Consider the following 25,558-nt stretch of genomic DNA (forward strand, 5'->3'; position numbering starts at 1 on the left):
TTTAGAAGTTGTAGCTGCCGGTGAGGGCAATGGTGCGCGGTGCGCCGTAGTAACCAGTGGTCAGGCCAGCTGCGTTGTAACCTGCATTGCGGTAGACCTCGTCGTTGAGGTTTTTGCCTTGCAGGGAAAGCTGCCAGTCACCACCGCCACTAAAGTAAGTCGCGCCGGCATCCACCAAGGTCACAGAGCCAACGTCGAGCGCGCTGGGAGCGGCGTAGATCTGGATCTCGCTACGATAGGAAACAGAGCTGTTCAGCACCAGCTCACCATCCAGCATGTCCATGCTATAGCTGAGTTGGCCCATCGCCGTCTTCGAAGGGCTGTACTGGAGGTTGGCCCAGTCATCGGCCACATTGGCGACCACGAATTCTCCGGGATTTTCGCCTGGGACCTTGGTAAGTACCTCAATGTATTCGGCGTCGGTATAGCCGAGAACGACATTAGCTGTCAGGCGGTCAGTAATGCTGGCCAGCATCTCGAGCTCCAGGCCGCTGATTTCTGATTCACCCGCATTGACCACTGAGCTGGCGAAGCCACCGGTCGAGGGCGAGAAGTCCTGTACCGTAACCTGCATATCCTCGTAATCGGTGCTGAACGCTGCCGCGTTCAGGCGGATGCGGTCATCCAGCAGCTGGGTTTTGATGCCCAGTTCGAAAGTATTCGCGGTTTCCGGATCGTAACCCTGCTCGGTTTCCGGATTCACGCTGGCATCGCCGCGCATATCGAAGCCGCCGCTCTTGAAGCCGGAACTGAAACTGCCGTAAACCATGGTGTCATCGTCGAACTGGTAGTTCAGACCCACTTTCGGTGAGAATTGCCCCCACTCATCACTGTTGCTGTAATCGGTCAGCGGAGGGCCAAAGGTTTCCGGAGCGGCCGGTGTGCCAGCATAACGGTCAGCAAATATCGGGGAATAGAGCCCGCTGTAATTTGCCTTGAATACATCCGCTGATTTTTCGTCGCGGGTATAACGGCCACCGAGGATCAGTCCCAATTTTTCGGTCAGTGCGTAGTCGAGGTTCGCGTAGACCGCCATGCTCTGGGTGTCCACGGTGCCGCCCACATTCTGGGTCAGGCCATTCGGAAAGATCGTGGGCAGGATGTATTTATAGATATCCAGCACGGCGTCGAAGGAGCCGGCCGCTGTACCATCATAGTAATAGAGACCGGAAACAAGACTGAAGTTGTCTGCGTCCCAGTTCAGCTGGAATTCCTGTGTGAACTGTTCGTCGTCATAATAGGCCGGCACATCGAAGTCCGGGCGATTGGTGCTATCGAAGTCGATGTTGGTTTCGGTCTGGCCGCTGCGGCTGGCGGTAATCGATTTCACGGTAACGCTGTCGGAGAGCTGCCATTCCGCGGTCAGGGACATTCCACTGCTCTCTACAGAGTTGTCCGGTGACATATTCGAGCGGTGGTCGTATACGTTGTCGAGCGGTGTTTCGGGCCCGTATGGGGTGTCGAACATCAGGTGGCCGAATCGCGCGTTGGAGTCGTCCTGGGTGGTATCAGCTGCCAGCCGGATAAACAGGTCCTCGGAAGGATTGAATTCCAGGGAGACGCGCCCGCTCAGGATATCCTTGTTGTAATTCTCTGCGCCGGTCAGGATGTTTTCGCCGTAGCCGTCGCGCTGGTAGCTGGCCACGGCGAAACCGACAGCGGCGGTGTCGGACAGACCGGTCTGGCCGCTCAGGACCAGGTCACGCTGGTTGTAGGAGCCGATTCCTCCGCGGACGCGGAACTCGGTATCGCCAGTGAGTTTCTTGGTCACGTACTTAACCGCACCGCCGATGGTGTTCTTGCCATACAGGGTGCCCTGCGGACCGCGCAAAACTTCGATACGCTCCACATCGAAGACATCCATGACCGCGCCCTGCGGACGAGCCACATAGACATCATCCACATAAATGCCAACACCCGGCTCAAAGCCCCAGAGCGGATCCTGCTGCCCGATACCGCGGATATAGGCGGTCAGGGTCGAGTTGGTGCCGCGGCTGACCTGCAGGGTGGTGTTGGGGGTGAGTTTCTGTACATCAGTCAGGTCGGCTACACCGTTCTCGACCAGTGCATCTTCGCTGAACGCGGTCACCGCCACCGGCACTTCCTGCAGCGACTGCTCGCGCTTCTGTGCGGTTACGGTGACCTCTTCCAGTGCCGGCTGCTGGGCATGGGTAAAGGTGGCGCCGCAGGCCAGCATTACGCCGGCGGCCAGGGGGTGGAATTTTATTACTCTCATCGTGGCACTCTCCATTCACCAATTTATGGTTCTTATCGATACTGCCACTGTATCGGCTCCCGGCCCGCTTGCCTGCTAGACCAAGGTATGACGCGATTACAGCGACGGGAGGAGGACAACCTGCACCGCCTGGGGTAAGGTTGGACGCGACTGACAGGAAGTCGCGCCGGCCGGCCCGCCCCAGCCCGGGGCGCCGGACGAAAAGAATAAACAACACCGATAGATTCGAGTAGGTGCGCTTTTGTTTAGCCTGACTACCCTCGCCGCCGTGGCCCTGGCCTACCTGTTGCTGCTGTTTGCCATTGCCTACTGGGGTGATCGCCTGCCGGCGGCCCGTATCCGCCCGTTCAAGCCCCTGATGCTGGCGCTGGCCGGTACCTATACCAGTGCCTGGATGTTCTTCGGTACCCCGGCCCAGGCCGTGGAGGAAGGCTGGCTGCTGCCGCCGACCTTCGTTGGCGCGACACTGATACTGGTATTCGGCGCTCCCCTGCTGGCCCGCTTTGTGCGCCTGTCCAAGCAGCAGGGCTCCACCTCCATCGCCGACTTCATCAGCGCCCAGTACGGCGGTTCCCAGTGGCTCGCGGCTGCGGTTGCCCTGCTCGCCCTGGTGGCGATCCTGCCATACCTGGCGCTGCAGCTCCGGGCCGTTGCGGACAGTTTCCTGTTCCTGGCGGACGACCCGCGACTGAATGCCTCGCTGGTGACCGGGCTCGTGAGCGTGACCCTGGGAGCTTTCGCGTTGCTGTTCGGCACCCGCCACATCGACAGCAGCGTGCACCGCAACGGTATGCTGCTGGCGGTGGCATTCGAGGCGCTGGTCAAGATAGGGGCGCTCGTGGCGGTAGCCTGGTTCGTGCTGGGTAGTGCGTTTGACGGTACTGCGGGCCTTGTACGCGAGGTGCTGGCCAGCGAGCGGGTGTCACGGATCGCGAGCGAGAGACCCGCTGACACCGGTTTCCTGGCGGTGGTGGTGCTGGGCATGGCCGCGATGTTCTGCCTGCCGCGCCAGTTCCACCTCCTGATGATCGAGAGTGACAGCGAGCGGGACATAGGCCCGGTGCGCAAACTGATACCGCTCTACCTGGGCATCCTGTCGGCGGCCATCCTGGTGGTGGGCTATGCCGGCCTGGTGTGGTTGCCGGGTGCCGAGACCAACCCCGAGCGATTCGTGCTCGGCATCCCGCGGGAAAGCGGCTCCGGCGCGCTGGCCCTGTTCGCCTTCGTGGGGGGGCTCTCCGCCGGCTCCAGCATGGTGATCATCGCTACCATCGCGCTGTCCACCATGATTGCCAACACCCTGGTGGTGCCTTTCTGGCTGCAGCACATGCAGGTGCGGCCCGGCCGGGTGCGGCCCGGCCAGGCGAGGCCCGGAGCCCAGGGGGCCCTGGGCTCCGACCTGCGGCGGGTGCGGCGCGGGATCATTGCGGTGATCATGCTGGCGGCCTTTGCCTTCAATGAGGTGATGGACACGGGGGTCCGGCTGGGTACTTTCGGGTTGCTGTCGCTGGCCCTGGTGGCCCAGCTGGCCCCGGCCATGCTGGCGGCGGTGTGCTGGCCGGGGCACTGGGCCCGCCTGCGCGCCGGTGGCGCTATGTCGGGCCTCGCTGTGGGGGCGGTGATCTGGTCGCTGTCGGCCCTGCCTGCGGCTCTCGGCGGTACCGACCTGGTGGCGGGCGCCCTCGGCCTGAACTGGAGCCCGCTGTCGATTGCAGCGGTGTTCGGGCTCGGCCTGAACGTGCTGGCCCTGGTGCTGGTGTCGAAATTGCTGGACCAGTGGCGGCCGCTGCGCATCGGCGAGGCCGAGGCGCCGGTGGACCGGAACCGGCTGCGCGAGCTGCTGGCAAGGTTTGTGGGTGACGCCGCGGCGGAGCGCACTTTTAACAGTATCGACGCCGGTACCGGGGCCGGTGCAGGCAGCGGGGACAGCTACCGGGGAAAGGTGGAGAAGATCCTCGCGGGCATCGTGGGCTCCACCAGCGCGCGGCGCCTGGTGCGACAGCCGCTGGGCGGTGAAGTGGGTGCGCAGACACTGGAGCAGGCCTCCGCCATCTACCAGTTTGGCCGGGGACTGCTGCAGAGCAGCATCGACAATATCGACCAGGGCATCTCAGTGGTGGATGCCAACCTCAACCTGGTGGCCTGGAACCGCCGCTACGTGGAACTGTTCGACTACCCGGCGGAAATGATCTATGTCGGCCAGCCGGTGGCCGAGCTGGTGCGTTACAACGCCAGTCGCGGCGAGTGCGGGCCCGGTGCGGTGGAGATGCACGTACAAAAGCGCGTGGAGCACCTGCGTGCGGGCACCGCCTACCGGGTACAGCGCCACCGTACCGACGGTGCGGTGCTCGAGATCCGCGGCAACCCGCTGCCGGGTGGCGGGTTCGTGACCACTTACACCGATGTGTCTGACTACCAGCGTGCGGTGGCGGAACTGACCGAGGTGCGGGACTCGCTCGAGCAGAAAGTGACGGCCCGCACTGCAGAGCTGCAGCAGCTCAACAGCGAGCTGCACGCGGCCAGCGCGGGCAAGACGCGCTTCCTGGCCGCCGCCAGCCACGACCTGGTGCAGCCGCTGAATGCCGGGCGGCTGTTCCTGGACGCCCTTTCGGCGCGCCAGCTGGATGAGGACAGTCGCCGCCTGCTGGGCCGCGCCGACAGTGCACTCGCCGCCGCGGAGCAACTGATCACCGACATGCTGCAGATCGCCCGCATGGATGCCGGCGACATTCACCCGAAGTTCCAGCGGGTATCCCTCGACCGGATCCTCGACGACGCCGTCGCCCGGGCGCGGCTGGGGGCCGAGGCGCGCGGTATCCGCCTGCGCTATCGCCCGACCCGGGCCTGGGTGATGACCGACGAAAAGATGCTGCGCCGCGTGGTACAGAACCTGCTCGACAACGCGGTGAAATATACCCGCACGGGCGGCGTGCTGTTGGGGGTGCGCCGGCGCGGCAAAGGCGTGTCGCTGGAGGTCTGGGATACCGGCAGCGGCATCGAGCCCGCGCGCCAGCAGGATATCTTCCGCGAGTTCTGCCGGCTCGGCGGTGTCGAGCGTGAGCACGGTTACGGCCTCGGCCTGGCCACGGTGGAGCGCCTCTGCCGGCTACTCGATTCACCCATCAGCCTGTCGTCAGTACCGGGCCGCGGCAGTGTCTTCCGGGTCCGGCTGCCCGCCGCGAGCCCCGCACCCGCCACGCGCTCCCGGCCGGCCATTGCGCGGACCGCCGGCTACGAGCTCGACCTGTCGGTGCTGTGTGTCGACAACGAGCCGGCCATTCTAGAGGCGATGCAGGCCCTGCTGGGTGGCTGGGGGTGCCGGCTGGAGTGCGCGCTGGGCCGTGAGGAGGCACTCGCCACGCCGTGCCCGGACCTGCTGCTGATGGATTTCCACCTGGATGACGACCGCGACGGTATGGAGCTGGCCCGTGAGCTGATGCAGCGCTGGGGCGCGGAGGTGCCCTGCGTGATCATCTCGGCGGAAAATACTGACACGGTCAAGGCGAGCGCCCTCGCCTGTGGTTGGCAATTCCTGCAGAAACCACTGCGGCCAGCGGCCCTGCGGGCCCTGCTGCAGGCGCACCAGCGGGAAATGACCGCTGCCGGCGACCCACCTGCGACCAAGGTCGTATAGCGGCGGACGCACCCGCCGCGCAGTCTATCGATAACAATCCTGTAGGAGCGGCCGTTGGCCGCGATCACTGGGTTGGCATTACTGCAGCGCTATCGCGGCCATGGGCCCCTCCTACAGGAACTGCCGGTATGAAAGAGGCGCGATGATGACAACAACGAGGTACGGAAAATAATGAAAAAATACCTGCTGGAAATCCTGATGTTCAGCGCCTATGCGCTGTTCGCCGCGTCGTGGGTCTCGGGGGCCATGCTGACCCCACAGATCCAGGCCTCGTTTGGCGAGCAGGGCTTTGCCAATGCCACCTGGGGCAGCCTGATGATCACCATGGCCAAGATCGTGGGCAACCTGGCCGCGGCCATGGTGCTGGTGCGGCTTGGCGCCAAGCGCGCCTTCGCGCTGGCCATGCTGCTGATCGCCGCCGGCGGCATCGGGGCCTTCGCCGGCGACTATGGCAGCTGGCTGGTTTCCCGGCTGGCGCTGGGCCTCGGGGGAGCGCTGGCTATTGTCTACTTCAACCCGGTGGTGCTGCATTACTTCGCTGCCGATGAGCGCCCGCTGGTCAACGGCATCAACGCGGCCGCCTTCAATACCGGCAACCTGCTCGCCCTGCTGTCCACCGGTGCGCTCACCGCCTGGCTGGGCAGCTGGGAATCGGTAGTGGGCCTGTACGGCATCATGGTGGCGGCACTGGCGCTGCTGTGGTGGCTGGCGGCGGAGAATTTTGAGCTGGGCGGCGCCGGCCGCGGCGATGCGCCGGCGGAGAAATACGGGCTGCGCGAAGGTGCGCGGGAGGGCTTCAACTGGTGGCTGCCCCTGGCCTACTGCGGCGTGCTGACCTGCTATATCGCGGTATTTTCGCTGTTCCCGCTGATCGACGGCTTCGCCGTGGCCAGCAGCCATCTCTCTGCAGTGATGATTGCCGCGGGCATGCTGGGCACCGTAGCGGGCATCGTCGCCACCAAGCGCCTGCCGCTGCGGCTGCCGGTACTGCGCTACGCCGGCCTGGCGCTGGTGGCCTTTGCGGCGCTGATGCTGGCCAGCAGCAACCCCCTGGTTGCCTACACTGCCGCTGCGCTGGCCGGTTTCTTCATGTTCCTGCCGATGACGGCACTGGTGACGCTGCCGCAGGAGCTGCCGGGCATGACACCAGGGCGCATCACGGTCACCTTCGCCATGTTCTGGTCCATTTCCTACCTGGTTGCCACGCTGCTGATCTACGCCGCCGGCCTGCTGGCAGACCTCAGCGGCGAGCCGGCGCTGGCCGCCTATTTCGCCGTGGCCTGCTCCGCGTCACTGTTCGTATTCTCGTTCCTGTTACCTGAGAGCGGTGCTGCGGAAGAAAAACAAAACGAAGCGCAGAAGGGTGGAGAAGTAAAAGGTGGAGAAAACAATGCGACAGCTTGATGCAAAACTGGCGGAGTGGCTGCAGGGCTTTAACGCCCAGCTGGAACAGCTGAAAGCCGCGGGCTTTGAGCCCACTCCCATCAGTGCCCGCGAGGGGCTGGCGAACCTGACCCGTGGATTCGTGGAGCCGGGCCCGGAAATGGCGGTGTGCGAAACACTGGTGCCTGGACCCAAGTTCAATGTGCCGGTGCGTATCTACCGACCGGAATCTGCCTCGCCCGGCCCGGCGATCATCTACAGCCATGGAGGCGGGCACATGGCGGGCAGCGTCTCCGTCTACGATCCCATCTGCCGCCGTATCGCCGCGGCCTGCGGGCGCACGGTAATCTCCGTTGACTACCGGCTGGCCCCGGAAAATCCCTATCCGGCGGGACTCGAGGACCTGCTGGCGGTGATTCGCGGTGCCGGTACGGCGTTGGAGAAGAAAGGCGTGGAGCACAATGGCCGCTGGATCCTGATGGGCGACTCCGGTGGCGGTGCCATGACCGCCAGTGCGTGCCGCCTGCTGCAGCACGAACGCCACCAGGTTGCCGGGCAGGTGCTGCTATATCCCAGCCTGGACTACACCATGCAGCTGCCGTCCATTGTGGATAACGGCAGCGGCTACCTGCTGGAAAAGGAAAAGATCGCCTGGTACTTCGACAACTATTTCCAGGGAGCGGAGAACCGCTGTGAGTGCTCACCACTCTATGGCGAATTCACCGAAAACCTGCCCCCCACCCTGGTGGCGACGGCGGAGTTCTGCCCGCTGCGGGACGAGGGCATTGCCTACGTCAAACGACTCAACGATGCCGGGGTCGAGGCGCAGTGCCTGCATTTCGACAGCATGATCCATGCCTTCCTGAATATGGACGCGCTGGTGCCGGCGGCCTGTGACCGTTTCTACCGGCACGTGGCGGAATTCGTCGCCGGTCTCGAATAACCGGAGCGACCGGGCCTGCGTCAGGCCCCGGTCTCGATCTCCAGTGCGCGCAGGATCTCTGCGGTGGGCTCCACCTGGTTCATGGTGTAAAAGTGCAGCCCCGGCGCGCCGCCGGCCAGCAGCGTCTCGCACAGGTCAGTCACCACCTCCAGGCCCAGCTTGCGGATGTCGTCCGGGTTGCTGAAGCTCTCCATGCGCTTCTTCAGCCAGCGCGGGATCTCCGCACCGCAATTGCGCGAGAAGCGCGCCAGGTTGGCAAAATTGGTGATCGGCATGATACCCGGGTAGATGGGCGCATCGATGCCGGCTTTCTCGCACTGGTCGAGGAAATAGAAATAGGCGTCCGGGTTGTAGAAATACTGCGTCAGGGCACTGTTGGCACCGGCCTCGAACTTGCCCTTCAGGTAGCGGATATCGTCGTCGTAGGATTCCGCCTCCGGGTGGATCTCCGGGTAGGCCGCCACTTCCAGGTGGAAGTGCTCGCCGGTATGGCGGCGAATAAAGGCCACCAGCTCATTGGCGTATACCAGCTGCGCCACTGTACCCATCCCTGACGGCATGTCGCCGCGCAGGGCGACAATGCGGTCGACGCCCGCCTCCCTGTAGCTGTTCAGCAGGCCCAGCACGGTTTCCTCGTCATCGCCACCGAACGACAGGTGCGGTGCGATGGAGATGCCATCGCGGCGCAGGCCGGTGACGATATTGCTGGTGGTTTCGCGGGTGGTGCCGCCGGCGCCGTAAGTGACGGAGAAAAATGCCGGCTGGAATTCCTGCAGGGTTTCGCGGGTCTTGTAGAGTTTCTCCCGGCCCGCGGGAGTCTTGGGCGGGAAAAACTCGAAGCTGATTCTGGGGGTGTCGGTCATGGTGCGGTCTTTTTCCTGTCCCCCGAGGGACCGGGTGCCGGCCAATACCGGCACCCGGTCTCGGGTCAATTAATACTTGTAACTTTCCGGCTTGAACGGCCCTTCCACGGAAACGCCGATATATTTCGCCTGGTCTTCGGTCATGCGGGTGATCACACCGCCGAAGCCCTCGACCATGTAACGGGCCACTTCCTCGTCCAGTTTCTTCGGCAGCACTTTCACGTACAGCGCAGAAACTTTCTGGTCGGCCGGCAGGTCGGCGAATTTTTCCTGGTACAGGTGGATCTGTGCCAGGACCTGGTTGGCGAAGGAGCCGTCCATGATGCGGCTGGGGTGGCCGGTGGCGTTGCCCAGGTTCACCAGGCGGCCCTCGGAGAGCAGCAGCAGGTGGTCGTTGCTCTCGGCGTTGCGCACGATCTTGTGGACCTGCGGCTTTACTTCCTGCCACTCCCAGTGCTTGCGCATGTAGGCGGTGTCGATCTCGTTGTCGAAGTGGCCGATGTTGCACACCACCGCGCCGCTCTTCAGCGCCTTCAGCATGTGCGCGTCGCACACGTTGGTATTGCCGGTGGTGGTGACGATCAGGTCGGTGTTAGCCAGCAGCTCCTCGTTGATGCCCTCGCCGGTGCCGGTGTTGATACCGCCCTTGTAGGGGGACACCAGTTCGAAGCCGTCCATGCAAGCCTGCATGGCGCAGATGGGGTCCACCTCGGAGATCTTCACGATCATGCCTTCCTGGCGCAGGGAGGCGGCGGAGCCCTTGCCCACGTCGCCGTAGCCGATCACCAGCGCCTTCTTGCCGGACAGCAGGTGGTCGGTGGCGCGCTTGATGGCGTCGTTCAGGCTGTGGCGACAACCGTACTTGTTGTCATTCTTGCTCTTGGTGACCGCGTCATTGACGTTGATCGCCGGCACTTTCAGGGTGCCTTCGCGCAGCATGTCCTGCAGGCGGTGCACGCCGGTGGTGGTCTCCTCGCTGATGCCGTGGCAGTCGTCGAGGATCTGCGGGTACTTGCGATGCAGCAGCTCGGTCAGGTCGCCGCCGTCGTCGAGGATCATGTTCGGCTGCCAGCCGGCTACGTCGTCGCCCACGGTGCGCTCCAGGCACCACTCGTATTCTTCCTCGGTTTCGCCTTTCCAGGCGAAGACCGGGATACCGCTGGCGGCGATGGCGGCCGCAGCGTGGTCCTGGGTAGAGAAGATATTGCACGAGGACCAGCGCACCTCTGCGCCCAGCGCGACGAGGGTCTCGATGAGTACCGCGGTCTGGATGGTCATGTGGATACAGCCCATGATGCGCGCGCCGGCCAGCGGCTGCTCGGCGCGGTACTTCTCGCGCAGTGCCATCAGCGCGGGCATCTCGCCCTCGGCGATCTCAATCTCGCGGCGGCCCCAGTCCGCCAGGCTGATATCGGCGACTTTGAAATCCTTGAATTCGGTGCTCATCTGGTTCATTCCAACCTCTAAATTTTCTTTTGTGTGGTAGGAGCAGCCGCTGGCCGCGATTGTTAGCCGGCTTCTCCGGAAGGTCGCGGCCATGGGCCGCTCCTACATGGCTTTCGTTATCTTGTTTTACAGACCGGCCTGCTCGCGCAGCAGCTCCGCCTTGTCGGTCTTCTCCCACGGGAAGGCGGTGAAGGTTTCGGTGCGCTGCTCGCCGCGGCTGTCGGTCCAGGTATAGGTGTGCTCGAACGGCTCGCGGCCGAAGTGGCCGTAAGCCGCGGTGAGCTGGTACATCGGGTGCAACAGGTCCAGTGCCCGGGAAATCGCATAGGGCCGCAGGTCGAAATGCTCGCGCACCAGCTCGATCAGTTTGTCTTCGCTCACCTTGCCCGTGCCGAACGTATTGATCGACAGGGAGGTGGGCTCGGCCACGCCGATGGCGTAGGACACCTGGATCTCGCAACGGCTGGCGAGGCCGGCTGCCACGATGTTCTTGGCCACGTAGCGGCCGGCGTAGGCCGCGGAGCGGTCCACCTTGGACGGGTCCTTGCCAGAGAAGGCGCCGCCGCCATGGCGGGCGGAACCGCCGTAGGTGTCCACGATGATCTTGCGCCCGGTCAGGCCGCAGTCGCCCACGGGGCCGCCGATCACGAACTTGCCGGTGGGGTTGATGTGGTACTTGGTGCCCTCATGCAGCCACTCCTTCGGCAGCACGTGGTGCACGATCAGCTCCAGCACCGCCTCGCGCAGGTCCTCCTGGCTGACATCCGGGTTGTGCTGGGTGGACAGCACCACTGCGTCGATGGCACAGGGCTTGCCGTGCTCGTCATAGCGGAAGGTCACCTGGCTCTTGGCATCCGGGCGCAGCCACGGCAGCAGGCCGGACTTGCGCGCTTCGGCCTGGCGCTCCACCAGGCGGTGAGCGTAGTACACCGGTGCGGGCATGAAGGTGGGGGTCTCGTCGGTGGCGTAGCCGAACATCAGGCCCTGGTCGCCGGCACCCTGGTCTTCCGGCTTGGCGCGGTCGACACCCTGGGCGATATCCACCGACTGCTTGCCGATCATGTTGAGTACGCCACAGGTATCGCCATCGAAGCCCACCTCGGAGGAGGTGTAGCCGATGTCGGTGATCACCTTGCGCACCAGGTCTTCCAGGTCGACCCAGGCGCTGGTGGAAATCTCGCCGGCGATCACGGCCACGCCGGTCTTGACCAGCGTCTCGCAGGCCACACGGGCGTGCTTGTCGCGCGCCAGCAGGGCGTCCAGCACCGCGTCGGAAATCTGGTCGGCGATCTTGTCCGGGTGTCCCTCCGATACGGACTCCGAGGTAAACAGTTTGTATTCACTCATGTGAAGCTCTCCATGTCTTGCCTGCGGCAAACGAAAAATAAAAACACTGCTTTCATGCGAGGCCTGTGCGCAGGCCGCGCGGGTAAATTACGGTTTCACGAATTCGCGGATCTGGATCTGGAAGCCGTTGCGCAGGGCACTATAGACACTGCGCCCGTTTTTCAGGCCGGCCTCTTCCGCCCAGGCCTGCAGCTGTTCCGGGGCGAAGCCCAGCCACAGGTCGCCGCAGGCCTCGCGGGCCCAGTCCTGGTTGTGTTCCTGCAGCTCCGCCACCAGCAGCTGGCCGCCGTCTTTAAGGGCCTGCACCAGGTCCTGGAAGATCTGTGCCGGGTCCGGCGTGTGGTGCAGCACCATGTTTACCACGATGCTGTCGGCACTCTGCGGCCGGGCAATGGCCTCGCGGGTGTCGCCGCACACAAACTCGATATTTCCCAGCACCTGCTCGGCGGCGAATTGCTGCGCGCGCTCGAGCATGGCGTCGGACAGGTCCAGCGCGGTGACACGGGTGTAACGGGGGCTCAGTTCTGCCAGGAACTCGCCCTCGCCGGGTCCCACCTCCAGCGCCGCCTCACCGGGACGCAGCAGCTGCGCCACCTGCGGGCCATACACCTCATAGCCGGCGATCAGTTCCTGCTGTTCACGGAAGCGATTGCCGTAGTCGGCGAAAAAGCGCCGGGAGGCCTCTGCGCGCTCCCGTGCGATGGCCGCCACCGCCCCGGCGCGCGCGGGAGACAGGGGCAGCCGGTCGAGGCTGGCAAACAGCCCCCGCAATGCCTCGCCATCGCCGCTGCGGCGGTAGAAAAGGTTGTTGCCCTCGCGCCGCCTGCTTACCAGCCCTGCCTGGGCCAGCACCTTGAGATGGTGGCTCAGCGCCGGCTGGCGCAGCTCGAAGATGCGGCACAGCTCCAGCACGCTGTAGGAGTCCTGGCTGAGCAGCCGCAAGATCTCCAGGCGCAGCGGGTCCCCCGCGGCCTTGAGGATCGCGGCCAGTTGCGGGATCTCGTCACCGACTGGCTGGTCGGTGAGCTGGGCTGTTTGCAGGGATTCAGGCATGGGGCGCAGTCTAGCAGCGCTGCAGTCTATATCAAAGTATTTTGATGCAGCTCGATAAAAATATTTTGATGCAGATGGGTTGTTTTAACTGCCGGGGTGCAGCGCGCAACAATGTTGCTGGCAAAAGGCGCCATTTGCCCGGCGGCCTTTGCGCCGCGCCGCCGATTGCGGGAAAATACGCCTCCTTTTTCGCCGCCGTGGCCTATGGTGAATGCGGTCCCGGCCCCGCAAACCGATCTGAGAGCTGAGCCCTATGACTTCCTCCAACCCGTCCCGCACCGAGCTGGCCAATGCCGTTCGCGCCCTGTCCATGGATGCCGTGCAGAAGGCCAAGAGTGGCCACCCCGGCGCACCCATGGGCATGGCGGACATCGCCGAGGTGCTGTGGAACGACTACCTGAAGCACAACCCGGCCAACCCGGACTGGGCTGACCGGGACCGCTTCGTGCTGTCCAACGGCCACGGCTCCATGCTGCTCTATTCGCTGCTGCACCTGACCGGCTACGAACTGCCGATGGACGAGCTGAAGAACTTCCGCCAGCTGCACTCGAAGACCCCGGGCCACCCGGAGTACGGCTACGCGCCCGGCGTCGAGACCACCACCGGCCCGCTGGGCCAGGGCATCACCAACGCGGTGGGCATGGCGCTGGCGGAGAAGGTGCTGGCGGCCCAGTTCAACCGCCCGGGCTACGAGCTGGTGGATCACCACACCTACTGCTTCCTGGGCGACGGCTGCCTGATGGAGGGCATTTCCCACGAGGCCTGCTCACTGGCCGGCACCCTGGGGCTGGGCAAGCTGGTTGCCTTCTACGACGACAACGGCATCTCCATCGACGGCGAAGTGGAGGGCTGGTTTACCGATGACACGCCCAAGCGCTTCGAAGCTTACGGCTGGCACGTGATCCCGGGTGTGGATGGCCACGATTCCGCGGCGATCAAGAAGGCTATCGAGGAGGCCCGCGCCGAAACCGGCAAACCGACCCTGATCTGCTGCAAGACCGTGATCGGCTTCGGCTCCCCCAACAAGCAGGGCCGCGAGGAGTGCCACGGTGCGCCGCTGGGCGACGACGAAATCGCCCTGGTGCGCGAGACCCTGAACTGGAACCACGCGCCTTTCGAGATTCCCGAGGAGATCTACGCCGGCTGGAGCGCCCGCGACAAGGGCCAGGCCCAGGAAGACGAGTGGCAGGATATCTTTGCCGACTACCGTGAAGAGTTCCCGGAGCTGGCGGCCGAGTTCGAGCGCCGCATGAGCGGCGAACTGCCGGCGGACTTCCTGGCCAAGGCGGACGAGTACATTCGCGAATGCCAGGACAAGGGTGAGAAAGTCGCGTCACGCAAGGCGAGCCAGAACGCCCTGAATGCCTACGGCCCGCTGCTGCCAGAATTCCTGGGCGGCTCCGCCGACCTGGCCGGTTCCAACCTCACCATCTGGTCCGGCTCTGTGGGGGTGAAGTCCGACCAGGCTGCCGGCAACTACGTCTACTACGGCGTGCGCGAGTTCGGCATGAGCGCCATGATGAACGGCATCGCCCTGCACGGCGGTTTCGTCCCCTACGGTGCCACCTTCCTGATGTTCATGGAGTACGCGCGCAACGCCGTGCGCATGGCCGCGCTGATGAAGCAGCGCGTGATCTTCGTCTACACCCACGACTCCATCGGCCTGGGTGAGGATGGCCCCACCCACCAGGCGGTGGAGCAGCTGACCGCCCTGCGCGCCACGCCCAACCTCCACACCTGGCGCCCCTGTGACGCCACCGAGTCCGCGGTGAGCTGGAAGATGGCCGTATCCCGCAAGGACGGCCCCAGCGCGCTGATCTTCAGCCGTCAGGGCCTGGCGCCGCAGTCCCGCGACGCCGGCCAGCTGGCGCAGATCGAGAAGGGCGGCTACGTGCTGTCCGACTGCGACGGCGCGCCGGAGGCCATCATCATCGCCACCGGTTCCGAGGTGGAGCTGGCGATAGAGGCCCAGAAGCAACTCTCCGGCCGCAAGGTCCGCGTGGTCTCCATGCCCTGTGCCGAGGCCTTCATGGCCCAGGACGAGTCCTACCGCGAGGCGGTGTTGCCCTCGAGTGTACGCGCCCGGGTTGCGGTGGAAGCTGCGCATGAGGATTACTGGTACAAGTTCGTTGGCTTCGACGGCGCCATCGTCGGCATGAAGGGCTTCGGCGAGTCCGCCCCCGGCGGCGAGCTGATGGAGTACTTCGGCTTCACCGTCGACAATGTTGCGCAGACCGTCGAGAAGCTGCTGAAGTAAAAGCGCCACGCTCGACCTTCGATCTGGATGCCGGCCTGCGCCGGCATGACGAGTGAAGGAGTGAAATCCACTCCTTCGTCATCCCGCTGGGCCGGCACACCGGCGAAGGCCGGGATCCAGCCTCCCCCTGAGTTAAGATCTGATGCCGGAGCTGGCCGCCACCCAATGACTATCCGACTCGCCATCAACGGCTACGGCCGCATCGGCCGCTCCGTCCTCCGCGCGCTGTATGAATCCGGCGCACGCGACCGCATGCAGATCGTTGCCATCAATGAGCTGGCCGACTGCGCCACCATCGCCCACCTGACCAGGTACGATTCCGTTCATGGCCGCTTCGGTGGTGACGTCGCGGTGGAGGGCGAGACGCTGGTGGTCAACGGCGACCGTATCGCCGTCACCCACCATGAAAAGCTCGAGGACCTGGACTGGCAGAAAGAAAAGGTCGATATCGTGCTGGAGTGCACCGGGAGTTTCAGTGAGCGCGCCCGCGCCGAGCTGCACCTCAAGGCCGGGGCGAAGAAAGTCCTGTTCTCCCAGCCCGCCAGCCGCGACGTGGATGCCACCATCGTCCACGGCGTTAACGACCATATCCTCACCGGCAAGGAGACCATCGTATCCGCTGCCTCCTGCACTACCAATTGCAGCGTGCCGGTGATCGCCGCGCTGGATAAAGCATTTGGCATCGACGCCGGGGTGATCACCACCATCCACGCCGCCATGAACGACCAGCCGGTGAGCGATGCCTACCACCATACTGACCTGCGCAAGACCCGCTCGGCGGTGACCTCCATCATCCCGGTGGACACCGGCCTCGCCCGCGGGATCGAGCGTATCCTGCCAAGCCTGGCCGGCCGCTTCGAGGCCCAGGCCATGCGGGTGCCCACGGTCAATGTGTCCGCCATCGACCTGTCCGTGCAACTGCACGGGGATGTCACCCAGGCCGAAGTGAACGACGTTCTGCGCAATGCAGCACTAAACGACTTCGCGGGCGTGCTGGGCTATACCGAGGAGCCCCTGGCCTCCTGCGACTACAACCACGATCCCCGCTCCGGCACCGTCGATGCCAGCCAGACCCGGGTGGCCGGCGGCCGGCTGGTGAAGGTGCTGATCTGGTTTGATAACGAGTGGGGGTTTGCGAACCGGATGTTGGATGTGGCCAAAAAACTCATAAAAAACTAGGCGTTTCGGCAGCGGATGAGTTGCAGCTGTCGGTTAAGTTTTGCTGTCTATTTCCAGCGTAAGCGGTTGATCTCAAGTTGGCGTTTTGCGGGGGAGGATTTAGGTGTCAAAACTTTACTCTGACCCCCAATAGTTACCCCCAAGAGTTCCTTTTGATATTGTGACTTGAGTCGCGCAATACTTGTGCCTCGCTCCCCTCTTTTTCGGTTGATCAAAGTATTTCCCCTATATACAGGCGGTACCTGACTAGTATTCATGGTGGGGTCTGGTTACTCGCCTTCATATACCTTATTAGCGGTCCTGGGAATAGTGTCCGTTATACCGACGAACCTGTTTACAAAATAATAATCCGGAGTGGGGAAATCTTATGAAACTTGCATTGCATGCTATCCGATATCTAGCTTTAGGATTTTTAATCGCGTTAACCGCTGCCTGTGGGGGTGGATCCTCAGGTGGGAGCAATCAGGCGAGCACCGAGGATGCGGTCGACTCCGGCAACTCTGATGGTGATGGTGATGGTACCGGGGGCGATGACCAGACTGGAGATTTCACCGCGCCCTCCGCGAAAATACTCTTCCCCCACATCGACGGACTCATAACCGGTCCCTTCATGATAAAAGTGAGGGGTACAGCCCATGATGAGTCAGGTGTCAGTGCGATCCGGGTTAACGGCATCAATGCAGCCCTGACCGAGAAAGAGGGTTTCTGGTCATGGGAAGCGACCTTGCCGCCAACGTGTGGCAGTGCTCAGCTGATCAGGGTGGAGACTGAAGATATATATGGCAATGTAACTCCTGAAGCTGCAGTCCGTACTGTATCCACGCGTTGTGGGTTAGCACGGGCTCCCTGCCGCCCTGTCGACTTCGATCCAAATACCAATTCGATCTTTCATAATGAAGATGGACGAGTGGCGATCACAGACGTTGCCAGTGCCGAGCATCATACTATCTTGAAGTCGATTTTTTATATGAATGTCGTCCACGACAGTAGCACCGGAGATGTTTTTGCTGTAGACGAAAAAGGCAATGTGGTTGTCGTCGATATGAATGGCGACTCTGATCGGATGATCTCCCCCGAGGGGACCGACAATATCGAATTCGACGGATTGGACACCTGGTTCGGGAACAGCCTTCAAATTGCTTTTGACGAATCATCAGGCGAGCTTTATGTCTATGGTTACGATTCGAGTACAGAGGAAGGACATTTGTACTCGGTCGATATCGAAAGTGGTGCCCGGATAGTTGTTTCAGGGGCCTCGGTCGGTGCGGGCCTGGCTTTTGATCGGGACAGCAAAATTGCCGCAGCGGCCGGTCGGATATTCACCCTGCTTTATCCTGCCGCTGCGTTGCTGGAGATCGATCCAGCTACGGGCGATCGCAAAGTTGTTTCCGACCCCTCTACCGGTCTCGGGCCTTATCTTGGTAGCCCTCAAGCATTCGCGATTGATTCGACGGCGACCAGGGCTTTCGTTGGTAATTTTTATGACGAGGTAATCGAAGTGGACCTCAGTACCGGTAATAGGGCTGTTCTGTCTCCACGACTGGAATATCTGGATGAGCATCTTTCGTTCGAGCAAAACTATGCTATGGCAATCGATAGTAATTCCGGAACCATCTACCTGGGCTGCGCTACCGATCAGTTGATATCGATAAGCACTGAATCCGGAGCTAGAGGCAGGGTGACGGTCGACCAGAGAGGATCTGGTGTCCCACTCGGCGATCCAATGGCGTTGGCCTATGATTCACGCAGCGACAGGATCCTGGTCCTTACTCACATTACCCAGGAATATGTGAACGAGTTGATGGCGGTAGATCCCATCACCGGCGATCGTCAGGTCTTGAGCAGTGAGCTGAAAGGTGGCGGAGAGATCCCCGCCGGTAATGTTCACCTGGCTGTCGACAGTATTACTGGGCGGGTGTTTGCGACGGAATTCCCTTCCCGGTCAATCATCGAGATCGATCCTGTCAGTGGTGAGCGTGGCTTTCTTTCCGGTGGTGAATACGGAAGTGGGCCGGCATTTGATTTTCCTGCAGCAATGTCTGTTGATGGAAAAGCCGGGGTTATATATCTCGTGGATCCTGGTTTGGATGCCGTTTTTTCCGTGAATATGGAAAATGGCGAACGGTTTATTGTCAGCCAGCCGGGAGTTGCTGGAAGCGGTGCATCATGGGAAAACACAGCGGGGATCGCGCTGGATCTGGCGGGTCAGCGCGCCTTTGTCAGCGATAATACAAGTAATGCAATTTATCTCGTCGACCTTGGTACAGGTGAGCGAACTGAGTTTTCCAGTGATAATGTAGCCGAGGGGCCATCCCTTTCTGGACCTGCCTGGCTCGCTAAAGATCCCACAAGAGGAAAAATCGTTGTCCAGAGTATTGGTTCTCTAGAACAGGTGGGAGCAACTTTCCCTATGGTATTCGTGGATCTTGAGACAGGAGCCCGAGAAATTCGTAACGCACCAGGCGCTTCGACGGAGGATCCCCCAGCCGTTGATCCTAAGACCGGCCTCATATACCAAATCGACGGGCTGCGTAGACCTGACGCCCCCGGTAATATTGAAGTGTACGATTACGAAAGCTCACAGACGATGACATTGTCACAATAGAGGGTTTTCCGCTCAAAAAGCAATATTGAGCTGCTGGGCTGTAATAATAATTGGGGTCAGTAATAATTGGGAATAATTGGGGTCAGAGTAAAATTTTGACGCTTAAGCATTTCCGGTTCTGATCCGGCCCTCCTCTCATCTTGAAGCCAAATAAGTGGGCTTAGGGTAAAATTGGTGCCTTTAGAGGTGCGGCGCTGACAACTGAAATACTTGATTCTGACCATGCGCGGGAATAGAGGGAGTATATGTGCGCCGTAATTTTACTCTGACCACAATTATTACAATTATTACATTTGTTACCAAGGGAGTGTCGCCGGCAATAGGCAAGTTGCCGGAATCCAGCCAGCTGGTGGTCACCATGGTTGTTGGTGATACTGTGTCTGAAGTAACTGGTGCAAGTTTGCAAACGGGGCGGTTACTGCTGGGATGCAGTATGTGTTTAATTGGTTGTCGGGTGGTAGAAGTGAACCTGAATTCACTGAGCTCGAAGACAAAGAGTGGACTGTCATTAGCGATGTGAAATCTAAGGCGACGTTAATATCGACGCCTGTGGTTGATGTCCTATCTTTAGATTCAAGTGGGGAGGTATCTTTTTTGAGTTCAGATCTCCTTCCCACTTGGGAGAAGTCCCCCGCGGTTCCGTTAGGCCCGGTTTCGTTCCAAGTTGTGGATGGAAATCTAAGGCTTGATTTGTCGCTTCCTATACTAACTGGATCCGTTGGAGTGTCCGCAAATGTGGCAAGCCCGAAAATTGGAGCGTCGGTCGGCAATATTTACAAGGCCACGACACCCCAGATCTATAAAGATGGGAGTATTGGAGTTTGGATTCAGGATATTATGAGGAATGAAAAAATTTACTAAGTTTTGGGTAAATAAAATAAGCTATGTTAGGTTTTTACCAACGCTTATTTCTTTTCTGTTTTTCGTGGGTTTCTCGTCCGGTAGGCTCGAGGCAATTGACGCTTCTGCTCTTAATTCAGGTCTGGATTCTGAGCGTCGTTTTAGAGTGTCGGAAAAATTTTTCGGAGAATTTGGTAGTGCTTCAGATTCCGCTGAAACGCTGAAGCAGTGTGCGCCGGTGCAGGAACAATGTCTGAGGTCGTTCTATCGTTTAGTTTCGGCGTATAAGTTAAATAGATTCTACGAAGATGCGGTTAATTTAATTGTTGAAAGTGAAATGGCGGAGTCTGAAAAGATGCGGGCTCTTCCAGTTCTGTACACTCTTATCGGGACGCGGGAATTCATGAGTGCGGCAGAAGGCCTTCTAATGGATAGCTATCTTAAAGGCGATTTTGTTGCAGGTGCAAACTTGTCACGCCTGTACATAAAACAAGAGAGGTATCGCGAGAGTTTCGACTTAATAAATGAGATATTGGGAAAAGACGATTTGTTCTTTTCCAGAGAAGTATCGCTGATTATCTTGGCGCAGCATTATCATTTTGGTTTTGGCGTTGAAAAAGATTTGGAGAGGGCCAAGGAAATTTATTTGCGAGGCGCTGAGCTAAGCTCTGGCATGATACAGTTCTTCCTTGGTAAGGTAGAAATTGATCTGGGAAACTACTCTTCTGCTATTGGTTTTTTGCGAACGGCTTCAGAGCTGGGGTCTGCCGAAGCTGCTCAGGATTTGGGTGTGATTTATGCGAGTGGCGAATGGGTCGACCAAGACGTGGAGGCGGCAAAGAGATACTATTTCCTTTCGGGGCGACTCGGAAGTGGGGTGGCCTTTTATAACCTTGGGATGATTTTTAATGATGAGGGTCAGTTCAGGCTTTCAAAAATGTCGATGCTGCTAGCTGCGATAAATGGCGATCAGGATGCGATAAGATTGGTCTCTGCGAACGGATTGGACTTTCAAAAATATGCGAATCGACAGCGGGATTTAATAAAGGAAGTGCAGGGTGGTCTAAAAGTTGAGTAGGGGCATCCGAATCGAAATGGTGAAATAATTGGGGTCACCCATTATCCGATCCCCGTCACCCATTAGCCGATCCCCGTCAAGTGGGCAAGAGCCGCTCTAGGCTGTCGCCCATCGCCTGGCAATCCTGACACTCCATGCGCCCGAAAATAATTGGAAATAATTGGTGGAAATAATTGGGGTCAGAGTAAAATTTTGACGCTCAAATCTCCCCACTGCCAATTCAGTTATCTATCCTGAAGCCATGTATTCAAGGAGGAATTCATGGCCCGCTTACCCAGACTCGCTCCCGTCGGTATCCCCCAGCATGTGATTCAGCGCGGCAACAACCGGCAGGTTTGCTTTTGCTGTGAAGATGATTTCATTGCCTACGCCGGCTGGCTGCGTGACTACGCCGACGAGTATGGAGTAGAGGTGCATGCCTGGGTCTTTATGACCAATCATGTACACCTGCTGGTTACGCCATTGCGGGAACAGGCGGTCTCGAAAACGATGCAGGCACTGGGGAGAATGTATGTGCGCTATTTCAACCGGGCCTACCGCCGCTCCGGGACCTTGTGGGAGGGCCGCTACAAGTCGTGCCTGGTACAGGTTGAGGAATACCTGCTGCAGTGTTACCGCTATATCGAGCTGAACCCGGTACGTGCGGGCATGGTGCAAGCCCCGGCGGACTACTTCTGGTCCAGCTTTGGTACCAATGGGCTCGGCAGGGAGTCAGGCCTGGTCACGCCGCACGCCGAATACCTGAAACTGGGTCGGTACCCGAAGCAGCGCCGGGAACGATACCGTGGGCTCTTTGCCGCACACATGGATCCCGCCATTGCCGAAAGAATCACGTTGACCACGAACCGGGGGCTGGCGCTGGGCAATGATCGCTTCCGACAACAGATCGAGCAGCAGTACCAGCGCCGTGTCACGCCCCTGAAAGCGGGGCGCCCCAGGCTGACGGCATCTGGCTGAAAGTGGCAGTGCGATGGTACGCTAGGCCCTGATGTAGTTACCGCCGCATTCTCCATACCAGTTACCGGCCGTTGCCACTTGAAGATCTACCTGCTTACCCACGAGCGCGAGTTACACCGGCCGACCAACACTGGCTCACTCGTCCCTGCCGCCTGTGGTGGGCTGGTCCGGCGGGTGGTCTGGCAGCGCCGCCACCCTGACCCTGAAATCGTCGGGCTTATAGAGGCAGGAGATGCCGCCCTTGTCTATCCCGTGACTGAAGCCGATCAAAGCGGTGGCGACCTTCCGATCTTCGAGAACTTTATTGTTCTGGATGCTACCTGGCAGGAAGCCCGCAAGATGTATAACCAGAGTGCTTACCTTAAAAGTGCCTGCAAGGTTGCATTGATCCCGGCGTTACCGTCGGAATATGGATTGCGCAGGAACCAGCGCCCGGGAGGGCTGTGCACGGCTGAATGCGTTATTGAGATCCTGCAAGCCAAAGGGTTCGAGTCAGTAGCTGAACAGTTGCGCAATGACTTCAGGCGATTCAATCTGGCGAAGCCAGGCAAGAAAATGTAGCAGGAGTCCTCTATGGCCGATCGGGTTTCAGTGCTGGTTGATGTCCAGAATATCTATTACACCACCCGCCAGGTGTACGGGTGCAGTTTTGACTACAACGCCTTCTGGCGGCAGGCGACCTCGGGCAGGGAAGTGGTGAGTGCAATTGCCTACGCCATCGATCGCGGCGATGAGCGACAGCGCCAGTTCCAGAATATCCTTCGCGCGATCGGCTTTGAGGTGAAGCTGAAGCCCTTTATCCAGCGCGCCGATGGCTCCGCCAAGGGCGACTGGGATGTGGGCATCACCATCGATGCGCTCGAATGTGCGGCTGAAAGCGATATTCTGGTGCTGGCCTCCGGGGATGGGGACTTCGACCTGTTGGTGGAGCGGATCCGCTCGAGGTTCGGCATCCCGGTCGAGGTATACGGTGTGCCGCCGCTCACGGCGGGCTCCCTGAAGGACGCGGCTTCCCGCTTTGTACCCATCGAAGGAGAGCTGCTGCTGGGTCGCGCCGACCGCTGCCCCCCATAACCGCCTCCTATCCCTACCTCTCCGAGCTTCCCCTGTCCCCACGCGCCCTGCAGGAGCCCGGCTTTCAGGAATGTCCCCTCCTCGCCGGAGAGGTTCGCGATCTTCCCCGGTCCTGATAACCTAGATACCAATCATCAGTGGCTCGGCCGGCAGGATGCTGGCCTGTTGCGCCGTTTAGGGCCCGGCCACGCACCAGAATAATGACCAATAGGGGAGTGACATGAATCTACGCATGGGACTGATCGCCGTGATACTGGCACTGGCCGGGTTTACCGTTCAGGCTGCCAGTATCAGTGAATACACCCAGGACATGGAGCGTCAGCCGGGCTTCCACGACTTCTACTGGGACGACGCCACCGGCCGGGTGCTGCTGGAAGTGGACGAATTCGACCGCGAGTTCCTGCTGCTGACCGGCCTGGCCCAGGGCCTGGGCTCCAACCCGGTGGGCCTGGACCGCAACCAGGGTGGCGAGAATCGCCTGGTGAAATTCGAGCGGGTCGGCAACAAGGTGTTGCTGCACCAGCTTAACCTGAAATACCGCGCCGGCTCCGAGAATGCCGCCGAGCGCCGCGCGGTGCGCGAGGCCTTCGCCTCTTCGGTGCTGTGGGGATTCGAGGCCGTGGCCCGGGACGGGGACACCCTGCTGATCGACTTTACTCCCTTCCTGCTGAGCGACCAGCACGGAGTTGTGAGCCGGCTGAAGCAAACCGAGCAGGGCTCCTACGCGGTCGATACGTCTAAGTCCGCGGTCTACCTGCCGCGCACGAAGAACTTCCCCAAAAACAGCGAGTTCGAGGCGCAACTGACCTTTGCCGGCAGCCAGCCGGGCAAGTACCTCAAGGAGGTTGTGCCCACCCCGACCCTGGTGTCCCTGCGCCAGCATATCTCCCTGGTGGAGCTGCCCGATGACGGCTACCGGCCGCGGAAATTCCACAGCCGCAGCGGCTACTTCCCGTTTATTTTCCGGGACTATGCGACAGCCATCGACCAGCCACTGGACCAGCGCCTGATCTACCGCCATCGGCTGGAGAAGAAGCCGGGCAGCGACGAGGTGGTGGAGCCGATTGTCTACTACGTGGACCCGGGCGTCCCGGAGCCGGTGCGTAGTGCGCTGATCGATGGCGCCAGCTGGTGGAACCAGGCCTACGAGGCCGCCGGCTACAAGGACGCCTTCCAGGTGAAGCTGCTGCCGGAGGGGGCGGACCCGCTGGATATCCGCTACAACGTGATCAACTGGGTGCATCGTTCCACCCGGGGCTGGTCCTACGGATACGCCATAGCCGACCCGCGCACCGGCGAGATCCTCAAGGGCAATGTCACCCTGGGTTCCCTGCGGGTGCGGCAGGACTATCTGATCGCCCAGGGCCTGCTGCAGCCCTATGGGAACGAAGGGACGGATACCACCCCGCTGAAAGAGCTGGCGCTGGCGCGCATCCGCCAGCTGAGTGCCCACGAGGTGGGCCATACCCTGGGGCTCGCCCACAACTTTATTGCCAGCACCAGTGAGCGCGCCTCGGTGATGGATTACCCGGCACCGCTGGTGACCCTGAATGGCGACGAAATGGAGCTGGCACAGGCCTACGACAACGGTATCGGCGAGTGGGACAAGCTGGCGATCCGCTACGGCTACGGCGAGGCGGTCGATGAGCAGGCGCACCTGGCCAGCGTGATTGCCGAAGCCAAAGAGCAGGGGCTGCGGTTTATCTCCGACCCGGATTCCCGCGGTATCAATGACGCCCACGCCGATTCACACCTGTGGGACAACGGCGCCGAACCGGTGGCGGAGTTCGTCCGCATGGCCGAGCTGCGCCAGCATGCCCTGGAGAACTTCTCCCCGGCGGCCAACCCTGCAGGCGCGCCGCGCGCCTCCCTGGAAGAGACCCTGGTGCCGGTCTACTACGGCTACCGCTACCAGGCGGAAGCCGTGGGCAAGCTGTTGGGCGGGCTGGATTATGACTACCTCTACAACGATGCGGAGCAGGCCTCCTATTCGCTGGTGCCCGCCGAGCGGCAACGGCAGGCCCTGGAAGCCCTGCTGTCCACCCTGGAGCCGGAATTCCTGACCCTGCCTGAGCGGGTGCTGCAGCTGCTGCCGCCCAAGCCGTATGGCTACGGGCGCACCGATGAGAGCTTCCCGGCGTACACCGGGGTCGCCTTCGACGCCGTGACCATGGCGGAAGCCGCGGCGGGGCACACCCTGTCGATCCTGCTGGATCCCGAGCGCGCCGCGCGACTGCAGGAGCAGGCCGCCCGCCGGGCGGGCCAGCCCGGCCTCGCCGCGGTCCTCGACGGCCTGAGCGAACGGGCCCTGGACGCGGGCGCCTACCAGGGCCTGGCGGCAGCCATTCACCAGCGGGTGAACCATGTCTACTTCCATCACCTGATGCAGCTGGCGGGCAACAAGCAGGCCGCGGAATCTGTGCGTGCCCGGGCGAGCATGGAGCTGGCGCGGATCCAGCACGCCATCGGTGGCATGAAGCTGTTCGGCGATGATCCCGAGGGTTACAGCGCGCACTATTACTTCCAGGCGCAGCGCATTGCTGCATTCAGTGCCGGTGAGTTAGAGCTGAAGGGGGAAGAGCTGAAGAACATGCCGCCAGGCTCGCCGATATAAGCCGGCGAAGAGAGTCAGGGTTAAAAAGGCAAGGCTTTCTCTGAGAGCC

At 61.2% G+C, this 25,558-nt stretch carries 18 protein-coding genes; 13 read left to right on the forward strand and 5 right to left on the reverse strand.

Going from position 1 to position 25,558, the window contains the following annotated elements:
- Window position 1: 1 nt before the first annotated feature.
- The gene (locus tag BLT26_RS13875; protein WP_091515661.1) at window positions 2-2,236 is read right to left on the reverse strand and encodes a TonB-dependent receptor; all 2,235 of its coding nucleotides are present in this window, start codon (window positions 2,234-2,236) and stop codon (window positions 2-4) included.
- 241 nt (window positions 2,237-2,477) lie between these two features.
- On the opposite strand from BLT26_RS13875, the gene BLT26_RS13880 reads away from it, so the two are divergent.
- The 3 genes from BLT26_RS13880 (at window position 2,478) to BLT26_RS13890 (ending at window position 8,196) form a co-directional block, all read left to right on the forward strand.
- A complete protein-coding gene (locus BLT26_RS13880; protein WP_091515665.1) occupies window positions 2,478-5,870 on the forward strand; it encodes a hybrid sensor histidine kinase/response regulator in 3,393 nt (1,130 codons plus the stop codon).
- A 171-nt stretch (window positions 5,871-6,041) separates the two neighbouring features.
- Window positions 6,042-7,274, forward strand: a complete 1,233-nt coding sequence (locus BLT26_RS13885; protein WP_217631448.1) for an MFS transporter — start codon at window positions 6,042-6,044, stop codon at window positions 7,272-7,274.
- The gene (locus tag BLT26_RS13890; RefSeq protein ID WP_091515671.1) at window positions 7,261-8,196 is read left to right on the forward strand and encodes an alpha/beta hydrolase; all 936 of its coding nucleotides are present in this window, start codon (window positions 7,261-7,263) and stop codon (window positions 8,194-8,196) included. The genes BLT26_RS13885 and BLT26_RS13890 overlap by 14 nt, the downstream gene beginning before the upstream one ends.
- Before the next feature lie 20 nt (window positions 8,197-8,216).
- Here the strand turns inward: BLT26_RS13890 and metF are convergent, their stop codons facing one another.
- From metF to BLT26_RS13910, 4 genes are all read right to left on the reverse strand, one after another.
- Window positions 8,217-9,059 carry a methylenetetrahydrofolate reductase [NAD(P)H] gene (gene metF / locus BLT26_RS13895; RefSeq protein WP_091515941.1) on the reverse strand — a complete coding sequence of 281 codons (843 nt, stop codon included), beginning with the start codon at window positions 9,057-9,059 and terminating at the stop codon, window positions 8,217-8,219.
- Window positions 9,060-9,128: 69 nt separating this feature from the next.
- Entirely contained in the window at window positions 9,129-10,514 is a 1,386-nt protein-coding gene (ahcY, locus tag BLT26_RS13900) for an adenosylhomocysteinase (protein ID WP_091515675.1), read from the reverse strand.
- Between the two features lie 117 nt (window positions 10,515-10,631).
- A complete protein-coding gene (gene metK / locus BLT26_RS13905; RefSeq protein WP_091515678.1) occupies window positions 10,632-11,852 on the reverse strand; it encodes a methionine adenosyltransferase in 1,221 nt (406 codons plus the stop codon).
- A gap of 87 nt (window positions 11,853-11,939) precedes the next feature.
- Window positions 11,940-12,905: a metalloregulator ArsR/SmtB family transcription factor gene (locus BLT26_RS13910; protein WP_091515681.1), complete on the reverse strand. Its 966-nt coding sequence runs from the start codon at window positions 12,903-12,905 to the stop codon at window positions 11,940-11,942.
- 44 nt (window positions 12,906-12,949) lie between these two features.
- On the opposite strand from BLT26_RS13910, the gene BLT26_RS16355 reads away from it, so the two are divergent.
- From BLT26_RS16355 to BLT26_RS13955, 10 genes are all read left to right on the forward strand, one after another.
- Window positions 12,950-13,153 (forward strand): hypothetical protein, encoded by a 204-nt coding sequence (locus BLT26_RS16355; protein ID WP_139169568.1) that lies wholly within the window; start codon window positions 12,950-12,952, stop codon window positions 13,151-13,153.
- 5 nt (window positions 13,154-13,158) lie between these two features.
- Entirely contained in the window at window positions 13,159-15,162 is a 2,004-nt protein-coding gene (gene tkt, locus BLT26_RS13915) for a transketolase (RefSeq protein WP_091515684.1), read from the forward strand.
- 165 nt (window positions 15,163-15,327) lie between these two features.
- A complete protein-coding gene (gene gap, locus BLT26_RS13920; RefSeq protein WP_091515688.1) occupies window positions 15,328-16,341 on the forward strand; it encodes a type I glyceraldehyde-3-phosphate dehydrogenase in 1,014 nt (337 codons plus the stop codon).
- Between the two features lie 367 nt (window positions 16,342-16,708).
- A complete protein-coding gene (locus BLT26_RS13930; RefSeq protein ID WP_139169570.1) occupies window positions 16,709-18,946 on the forward strand; it encodes an NHL repeat-containing protein in 2,238 nt (745 codons plus the stop codon).
- Window positions 18,947-19,193: 247 nt separating this feature from the next.
- A complete protein-coding gene (locus BLT26_RS16360) occupies window positions 19,194-19,466 on the forward strand; it encodes a hypothetical protein (RefSeq protein ID WP_139169572.1) in 273 nt (90 codons plus the stop codon).
- A 324-nt stretch (window positions 19,467-19,790) separates the two neighbouring features.
- Window positions 19,791-20,864, forward strand: a complete 1,074-nt coding sequence (locus tag BLT26_RS13935; RefSeq protein ID WP_091515700.1) for a tetratricopeptide repeat protein — start codon at window positions 19,791-19,793, stop codon at window positions 20,862-20,864.
- Between the two features lie 261 nt (window positions 20,865-21,125).
- On the forward strand, window positions 21,126-21,821 hold the full coding sequence (locus BLT26_RS13940; RefSeq protein WP_091515704.1) for a transposase: 696 nt from the start codon (window positions 21,126-21,128) through the stop codon (window positions 21,819-21,821).
- Window positions 21,822-21,899: 78 nt separating this feature from the next.
- A complete protein-coding gene (locus tag BLT26_RS13945) occupies window positions 21,900-22,382 on the forward strand; it encodes a DTW domain-containing protein (RefSeq protein WP_091515707.1) in 483 nt (160 codons plus the stop codon).
- A 12-nt stretch (window positions 22,383-22,394) separates the two neighbouring features.
- On the forward strand, window positions 22,395-22,895 hold the full coding sequence (locus BLT26_RS13950) for a LabA-like NYN domain-containing protein (protein WP_091515711.1): 501 nt from the start codon (window positions 22,395-22,397) through the stop codon (window positions 22,893-22,895).
- Between the two features lie 220 nt (window positions 22,896-23,115).
- Window positions 23,116-25,509, forward strand: coding sequence for a zinc-dependent metalloprotease (locus BLT26_RS13955; RefSeq protein ID WP_091515714.1), 2,394 nt, complete (start codon window positions 23,116-23,118; stop codon window positions 25,507-25,509).
- Window positions 25,510-25,558 lie beyond the last annotated feature (49 nt).

This window comes from Microbulbifer yueqingensis, assembly GCF_900100355.1.
Classification (GTDB): domain Bacteria; phylum Pseudomonadota; class Gammaproteobacteria; order Pseudomonadales; family Cellvibrionaceae; genus Microbulbifer; species Microbulbifer yueqingensis.

What these genes read in the sequence shown, in the direction of transcription:
- BLT26_RS13875 (WP_091515661.1), bottom strand. Translation starts at nt 2,236, where the DNA reads ATGAGAGTAATAAAATTCCACCCCCTGGCCGCCGGCGTAATGCTGGCC.
- BLT26_RS13885 (WP_217631448.1), top strand. Translation starts at nt 6,042, where the DNA reads ATGAAAAAATACCTGCTGGAAATCCTGATGTTCAGCGCCTATGCGCTG.
- BLT26_RS13890 (WP_091515671.1), top strand. Translation starts at nt 7,261, where the DNA reads ATGCGACAGCTTGATGCAAAACTGGCGGAGTGGCTGCAGGGCTTTAAC.
- metF (WP_091515941.1), bottom strand. Translation starts at nt 9,059, where the DNA reads ATGACCGACACCCCCAGAATCAGCTTCGAGTTTTTCCCGCCCAAGACT.
- ahcY (WP_091515675.1), bottom strand. Translation starts at nt 10,514, where the DNA reads ATGAACCAGATGAGCACCGAATTCAAGGATTTCAAAGTCGCCGATATC.
- metK (WP_091515678.1), bottom strand. Translation starts at nt 11,852, where the DNA reads ATGAGTGAATACAAACTGTTTACCTCGGAGTCCGTATCGGAGGGACAC.
- BLT26_RS13910 (WP_091515681.1), bottom strand. Translation starts at nt 12,905, where the DNA reads ATGCCTGAATCCCTGCAAACAGCCCAGCTCACCGACCAGCCAGTCGGT.
- BLT26_RS16355 (WP_139169568.1), top strand. Translation starts at nt 12,950, where the DNA reads ATGCAGCTCGATAAAAATATTTTGATGCAGATGGGTTGTTTTAACTGC.
- tkt (WP_091515684.1), top strand. Translation starts at nt 13,159, where the DNA reads ATGACTTCCTCCAACCCGTCCCGCACCGAGCTGGCCAATGCCGTTCGC.
- gap (WP_091515688.1), top strand. Translation starts at nt 15,328, where the DNA reads ATGACTATCCGACTCGCCATCAACGGCTACGGCCGCATCGGCCGCTCC.
- BLT26_RS13930 (WP_139169570.1), top strand. Translation starts at nt 16,709, where the DNA reads ATGAAACTTGCATTGCATGCTATCCGATATCTAGCTTTAGGATTTTTA.
- BLT26_RS13935 (WP_091515700.1), top strand. Translation starts at nt 19,791, where the DNA reads ATGAAAAAATTTACTAAGTTTTGGGTAAATAAAATAAGCTATGTTAGG.
- BLT26_RS13940 (WP_091515704.1), top strand. Translation starts at nt 21,126, where the DNA reads ATGGCCCGCTTACCCAGACTCGCTCCCGTCGGTATCCCCCAGCATGTG.
- BLT26_RS13950 (WP_091515711.1), top strand. Translation starts at nt 22,395, where the DNA reads ATGGCCGATCGGGTTTCAGTGCTGGTTGATGTCCAGAATATCTATTAC.
- BLT26_RS13955 (WP_091515714.1), top strand. Translation starts at nt 23,116, where the DNA reads ATGAATCTACGCATGGGACTGATCGCCGTGATACTGGCACTGGCCGGG.